The following is a 6,337-nucleotide window of genomic DNA, read 5'->3' as shown; positions in this document are numbered from 1 at the left end:
TTTTTTCTGACCTTTCTTTCGGCTTCTTCTCTTCTCTCAGGTCCGCTCCGTCCCCCTCGGGACAGCTTAGTTATATTATCATACTTATTTGCGAATGTCAACAAGTTTTTCCAAAAAACTTTTATTTTTCCTTTCCTCTTTTCTAATCTGTCAATTGTTCCCGCATGGCGGCAAGGATCTTCCGTTCCTTACGGGATATCTGTACCTGCGTGGTATGCAGCACCCGCGCTGTTTCACTTTGGGTTTTGTTCTTGAAAAAGCGCAGGTAGATGAGCGTGCGCTCCTCCTTTGTCAGCGTGCCCAACACACTTTTCAGGCTCAGCAAGTCGGATACGGTTTCCTCGCAGCTCTCCTCCGGGATATCGAACTCCCTGCTGCCGTCTTCGTCGCTCACCGGCGTAAGAGACAGTGCGGGCATCGCGGCGCTCATTGCGTCCGCCACTTGTTCAGGCGTTACATCGAGGCGTTCGGCCAGCTGTGAAACAGTCGGTTCCTGCCCTGTTTCCTTTACGCAGCGCTCCCGCACCGCGCTGATCTTCAAGCTCAGCTCCTTCAACGAGCGGCTCACCTTCACGGTCCCGCCGTCCCGGAACAGTTTTTTGATCTCGCCTAAAATCACAGGCACTGCGTAAGTGGAAAAACAAAGGCCGCGGGAACCGTCAAAGCCGTCGTATGCTTTGACGAGCCCCATGCAGCCGGCGGAGAACAAATCGTCGTATTCAATCCCCCGCCCTTTGAAACGGCCGGCACAGGAATGAACAAGCCCCAGATTCTTTTCAATGAATTCGGCGCGCGGGCCGAGCACGACCGGTGTTGGCGGCATAACTTCCCTACTCTCTATATAATATGTATAAAGAGCGGCTCAACGAGTGCCCAGGCGCTTGCTCAGCGTAACGCGCGTGCCTTTGCCCGGGGCAGAGCGCACCTTGACGGAGTCCATAAAGCTTTCCATCACCGCAAAGCCCAGGCCCGCGCGTTCGGCGCCGCCCGTAGTGAACAGCGGCTCCATTGCCTTGGAGACATCCGGGATACCGCACCCCTTGTCCGCCACCGCCACGCGCAGCGTGCCGTCCTCATACAATGCGGCCGTCAGCGTGATCGGACCAATGGTGTTTGCATAGGCGTGCACGATGCAGTTCGTTACAGCCTCGGATACAGCCGTCTTAACGTCGGCCAGCTCGTCCAGCGTAGGGTCCGCCTGCGCGGCAAATGCCGAGAGCGCGCTGCGGGCAAAGCCCTCGTTCACGCTGCGGCTGGGGAATGTGATCTTTACCGTATTCAGTGCTTTCATTTGTTATAACTCCTTTTGGCGCGCGGCCTTAGTCTTTGGATTCGATGCCCGCGATGGACAGCATGCGCTTGATATCCTTCGGCGCTTTCTGTACCACCACCACGCCGCCCATGGCGCTGACGAGCTTGTGGCGGCCCAGGATCAGCCCGATGCCCGAGGAATCCATAAAAGTGACCGCCGAAAAATCAAGGATGAGGATGGCAGGCGCGGCCGCCGCGGCCCGCTCGTCGATTTTTTCGCGCAGGATGGCCGCCCAGTGATGGTCGATCTCGCCCGAAAGCAGCGCCGTAAGTGTTTTTCCGTCTTGCTTGAGTGTTACTTGTGTCATACCCGTTTTGTCTCCCGTTTTCTGAATATTGAAGCCGCGTGCCGCAATGGCACGCAAAAAGAAAGGCATACAGTCTATGCATTTATCATAGACCGTATGCCTTGTATTTTTTGTTGATTTGCGTCGCCCTGTTTTACTTTGTGAGCAGCCCCCGCGCCTGTGCGGCAAGATACAGGCTGCCGCACACCACAAGCCCCTCCGGCGCGTCCCCCCGCGCCAGGCGCAGCGCCTGTTCCACGCTGTCACAGGCCGTCACCTGCGGGAAATGCCGCTTTGCCAGCGCCGCCAGCGCCTCGGCGGACAGCGCGCGCGGGCTGTCGGGCCGGACGGTATACACGCGGGCGAAACACGGGGCGAGCGCGGAGAGCATCTCCTCCGGCTGTTTGCCGTCCAGAATGCCGATCACCGCCGTCAGCCCCGAAAGCCCTGCGCCGCGCAGCGTCGCCGCCAGCGCCCGCGCACCGTCCGGGTTATGCGCGCCGTCCAGCACCACCAGAGGCCTGCGGGACAATACTTCGATACGCGCCGGAAAACGCGCGCCCGCAATTCCGCCCAAAATCGCCTCGTCCGAAATGTCAAAGCCTTTTTCGCACAGCGCCAACGCAGCCTCTACCACCACGGCGGCGTTATAGGCCTGATGAACGCCCGGGAACGGTACGACAAGGTCGTACCCGCCGTAGTTGACCCGGTTCTCGAAAGCCGGGGCTTTATAGATATGAAGGTCCTGCAGGTCGGGCGCCACAAGAGGGCAATGCGCTTTTGCCGCCCGCAGCGTGATCTCATCCATGGCCTCCTGCGGCTGCGCGGGGTAGCTTATCACCGTGCAGTTGTTTTTGAGGATACCGCACTTTTCCCCGGCAATGGCCGCATAAGTGTCGCCCAGCAGTTCGGTGTGGTCCCTTCCGATGCACATGATACAGGCCACCAACGTGTTTTCCACCGCATTGGTGGAATCCAGCCGCCCGCCAAGGCCCACTTCCAGACAGACGATGTCACAGCGCTCCCGCGCAAACCACAGCAGCGTGGCCGCCGTCACCGCGTCGAACTCCACCAGGCTGTCCCAGCCCTCCGCGCGCAGCCCTTCAGCAGCCGCGCGCACCTCTGTCAGGATCTGCGCCAGCGTTTCCCGGGAAATCATTTCTCCGTCCAGCAGAAAACGTTCGCGAAATTCCAGCACATAGGGGCTGACGCTGGCGCCCACGCGGTATCCCGCCCTGTGCAGCACAGAAGCCAGCATTACCGTTGCGCTGCCCTTGCCGTTGGTTCCCGCAACATGCACGAACCGGAGGCTTTTTTCCGGATTCCCCAGCTTTTCCAGCAGCCGCCGCGTATTTTCCACGCCCGGATGCGCGGCCAGCCGCGGCAGGCTGTGTACCCATTCCAGCGCCTGTTCATAATCCATAGCATCCACCCTCCTTCAAAGCCCACAGCAGAGGGCGGGCAACGGCAACCGCCGCCGCCCGCCCTGTATCTTTACATTATACCGGGGCCTATGCGTCCAGCTCCATCAACAAGGCGGCGTGGTATTGGCCGTTGATGCGAAAGAACCGTTCCAGCCGCCCCACCGTGCGAAAGCCCAGCTTTTCATACACATGAACGGCCGCCGCGTTATCCGCGCGCACCTCCAGCGTGAACGCTGTTACGCCGGCGCGCACGCCCGTCTCCAACAGCTCCGTAAGCATGCGCGTGGCTATCCCATGGTTCCAGTGGCTTTTGCGCACGCTGGCGTCAATCTGCGCGCGATGGCTCATGCGCGGCCGCCGTGGCCTCGAAAGCCCGCACAGCGCCACGATCTCGTCCGCCTCTTGCGCCACGAGCATCAGCGCGTCGGGGTCGTTCTCCACCTGCCGGAGATATTGCCGTTCTTGCTCCTCCGTGATGGGCAGTCCCTCGGGGCCAAACGTCAGATTGTCGCTTTCTGCGCCGATTTGCCGCAGATACGCCAGTATCGCGGCCGCATCCTCACTGTGGGCAGGGCGAATCGTTAACTCTCCGCTCATTTTTCTTTCCCCTCTCCAAACAGCCAATGCAGCTCAGCCCAGGTTTCGGATGGATTCCTCGATCTTCGCCAGCTTCTCCGCCGCCGCAGCGTGCTTTTGACGCATGTCCTCGACGATGTGCGCGGGCGCCTTGTTCACAAAGCCCTCGTTTGACAGCTTCGCGGCCATAGACGCGATTTCCTTCTCGCACTGGGCCTTTTCCTTGGCCAGCCGTGCCTGCTCCTTTTCCCGGTCGATCAGCTCCATCATCGGGATAAACGCGCGGGCCGCGTGCGTCACCACCTGCGCCACACCCTTGGTGTCGCCGGTGTATTTTTCCGTAAAGGATACCTCGTTTGCAAAAGCGAATTTGGCAAGATACGCAGCCCCGTCCTCAAAAGGCGTTTTGTCCGCCGTCTCGATGATGAGCGACGTCCGTTTTGCCGGATGCACGCCCATGTCCGCGCGCAGCGTGCGCACGGCTTTGATGAGGTCCATCACCTTTTCAAAGCCCGCTTCTTCTTCCGCATAGTTCATCTGCGGTTCATACCCGGGCCATTTTTCCAGCATCAGTGTCTCAGACGCGCCGGGCAGCGCCGTGTAAATTTCCTCTGTGATGAACGGCATGAACGGGTGAAGCAACTTAAGCGCCTGCACCAGCACACTCACCAAAATCTGGCGCGCGCTGTCCGCCTCGGCCGCGTCCTCGCTGTTCAGGCGCAGCTTTGCAATCTCGATATACCAGTCGCAGTACACGTCCCAGATGAAGTCCTGCACTTTCTGCGCCGCAAGGCCCAGTTCGAACTTGTCAAGGTTTTCCGTGACGTTCTTCACCAGCGTGTTCAGCTGCGAAAGCACCCATTTGTCCGCCATCGTCAGCGAGGCGGGCAGGCCGGGCCGGAAGTCCTCCGGCAGGTTCATCATCACAAAGCGCGCGGCGTTCCACAGCTTGTTGGCAAAGTTGCGGCTGGCCTTTACCTTTTCGTCCGAGAAGCGCATGTCGTTGCCCGGCGTGGAGCCCACCACCAGCGTCAGGCGCAGCGCGTCCGCGCCGTACTGGTCGATGATTTCCAGCGGGTCGATGCCGTTGCCCAAAGATTTGGACATCTTGCGGCCCTGCGCGTCGCGCACCAGGCCGTGGATGAGCACGGTATCGAAAGGGGCTTTGTCCGTATACGTCAGCCCGGAGAAGATCATGCGGCTGACCCAGAACGTGATGATGTCATATCCCGTGACCAGCGTATTGGTTGGGTAAAAATATTTAAGGTCCTCGGTCTCTTCCGGCCATCCCAGCGTGGAGAACGGCCACAGGGCGCTGGAAAACCAGGTGTCCAGCGTGTCCTCGTCCTGGCGCACGGGCTTGCCGCACTTGGGGCACACGGTGAGCGGCGTGGCCGAAACGCTGATCTCGCCGCAGTCATCGCAGTAATAGGCTGGGATGCGGTGGCCCCACCAGAGCTGGCGGCTGATGCACCAGTCGCGCGTGTTCTCCATCCAGTTGTAATAGGGCTTGTCGAAACGCTCGGGCACGAACCGGATACGCCCGTCGCGCACGGCCTCGATGGCCGGGCCCGCCAGAGGCACCATCTTCACGAACCACTGCTTGCTCACCATGGGCTCCACGGTGGTGCCGCAGCGGTAACAGGTGCCCACATTGTGCTTGTGCGGCTCGATGGAAGCCAGATATCCGCCGGCTTCCAGGTCTGCCACAATGGCCTTGCGCGCCTCGTAACGGTCCATGCCCGCATATTTTCCGCAGTCCTGCGTCATGTGCGCGTCGTCCGTCAGCACCTTGACGACGGGCAGGCCGTGGCGCACGCCCACCTCGAAGTCGTTGGGGTCATGCGCGGGAGTGATCTTCACCACGCCCGTGCCGAATTCCCGGTCCACATACGTGTCGCAGACAACGGGGATCTCCTTCCCCACCAGCGGCAAAATAACCTTTTTGCCGTGCAGATGGGTGTAGCGTTCGTCGTCCGGGTGCACGGCGATGGCCGTATCTCCCAGCATGGTCTCGGGGCGGGTAGTGGCAAGCTCCACGAATTCATCGCCGCCCGCCACCGGATATTTCAGATGCCAGAAAAAGCCGTCCTGCTCCTCGTACTCCACCTCCGCGTCGGAGATGGACGTTTTGCAGTGGGGGCACCAGTTGATGATGCGCTCCCCCCGGTAGATGAGGCCGTCGTCGTACAGCTTTTTGAAAACCTTCAAAACAGCCTTGCTGCAGCCCTCGTCCATGGTGAAACGCTCACGCTGCCAGTCGCAGGAACAGCCCAGCTTTTTCAGCTGCTCCACGATGCGCCCGCCGTACTGCTTTTTCCAGTCCCAAGCGCGCTCCAAAAACCTGTCGCGGCCGAGGTCCTGCTTCGTGAGGCCCTCTTCCTTCATCTTCGCCACGATCTTCGCCTCTGTGGCAATGGACGCATGGTCCGTGCCCGGCACCCACAGAGCGGCATAGCCCTGCATGCGCTTGTAGCGGATGAGGATATCCTGCCAGGTCTCGTCCATGGCGTGGCCCATGTGCAGCTGCCCCGTGATATTGGGCGGCGGCATCACAATGGTATAGGGCCTTTTGTCCGGGTCGCGCTCCGCGTGGAAATAGCCTGCATCCACCCATTTTTTGTAATGCTTGTCCTCCACGGACGAAGGGTCGTAAATTTTCTCCAGTTCTTTCATCCTTGTACTCCTTTCGGGGCGGAATGCAAACAAAAATGCCGCCCCACACAAATGTGCATGGGA

6 protein-coding genes are annotated in these 6,337 nt (G+C 60.0%); all 6 read right to left on the bottom strand.

The genetic code is table 11. From position 1 onward, the window contains the following. Positions 1-142: 142 nt before the first annotated feature. The 6 genes from TQ39_RS16590 to TQ39_RS16565 all read right to left on the bottom strand — a co-directional run bounded on the left by TQ39_RS16590 (position 143) and on the right by TQ39_RS16565 (position 6,274). Positions 143-823, bottom strand: coding sequence for a sigma-70 family RNA polymerase sigma factor (locus TQ39_RS16590; protein ID WP_009324361.1), 681 nt, complete (start codon positions 821-823; stop codon positions 143-145). A 39-nt stretch (positions 824-862) separates the two neighbouring features. Then, entirely contained in the window at positions 863-1,291 is a 429-nt protein-coding gene (gene spoIIAB, locus TQ39_RS16585; protein WP_009324360.1) for an anti-sigma F factor, read from the bottom strand. Positions 1,292-1,319: 28 nt separating this feature from the next. Then, the gene (locus TQ39_RS16580) at positions 1,320-1,619 is read right to left on the bottom strand and encodes an anti-sigma factor antagonist (protein WP_009324359.1); all 300 of its coding nucleotides are present in this window, start codon (positions 1,617-1,619) and stop codon (positions 1,320-1,322) included. Between the two features lie 133 nt (positions 1,620-1,752). Beyond that, positions 1,753-3,021, bottom strand: coding sequence for a bifunctional folylpolyglutamate synthase/dihydrofolate synthase (locus TQ39_RS16575; RefSeq protein ID WP_009324358.1), 1,269 nt, complete (start codon positions 3,019-3,021; stop codon positions 1,753-1,755). Positions 3,022-3,109: 88 nt separating this feature from the next. Continuing rightward, positions 3,110-3,619, bottom strand: a complete 510-nt coding sequence (locus TQ39_RS16570; protein WP_050006354.1) for a GNAT family N-acetyltransferase — start codon at positions 3,617-3,619, stop codon at positions 3,110-3,112. A gap of 33 nt (positions 3,620-3,652) precedes the next feature. Further along, complete coding sequence (locus TQ39_RS16565; RefSeq protein WP_050006353.1) at positions 3,653-6,274, bottom strand: valine--tRNA ligase; 2,622 nt, start codon at positions 6,272-6,274, stop codon at positions 3,653-3,655. Positions 6,275-6,337: the final 63 nt, after the last annotated feature.

This window comes from Ruthenibacterium lactatiformans, assembly GCF_000949455.1.
Classification (GTDB): domain Bacteria; phylum Bacillota; class Clostridia; order Oscillospirales; family Ruminococcaceae; genus Ruthenibacterium; species Ruthenibacterium lactatiformans.
Note: the sequence above shows the minus strand (reverse complement) of the source record. Positions and strands in the feature narration are given on the sequence as shown.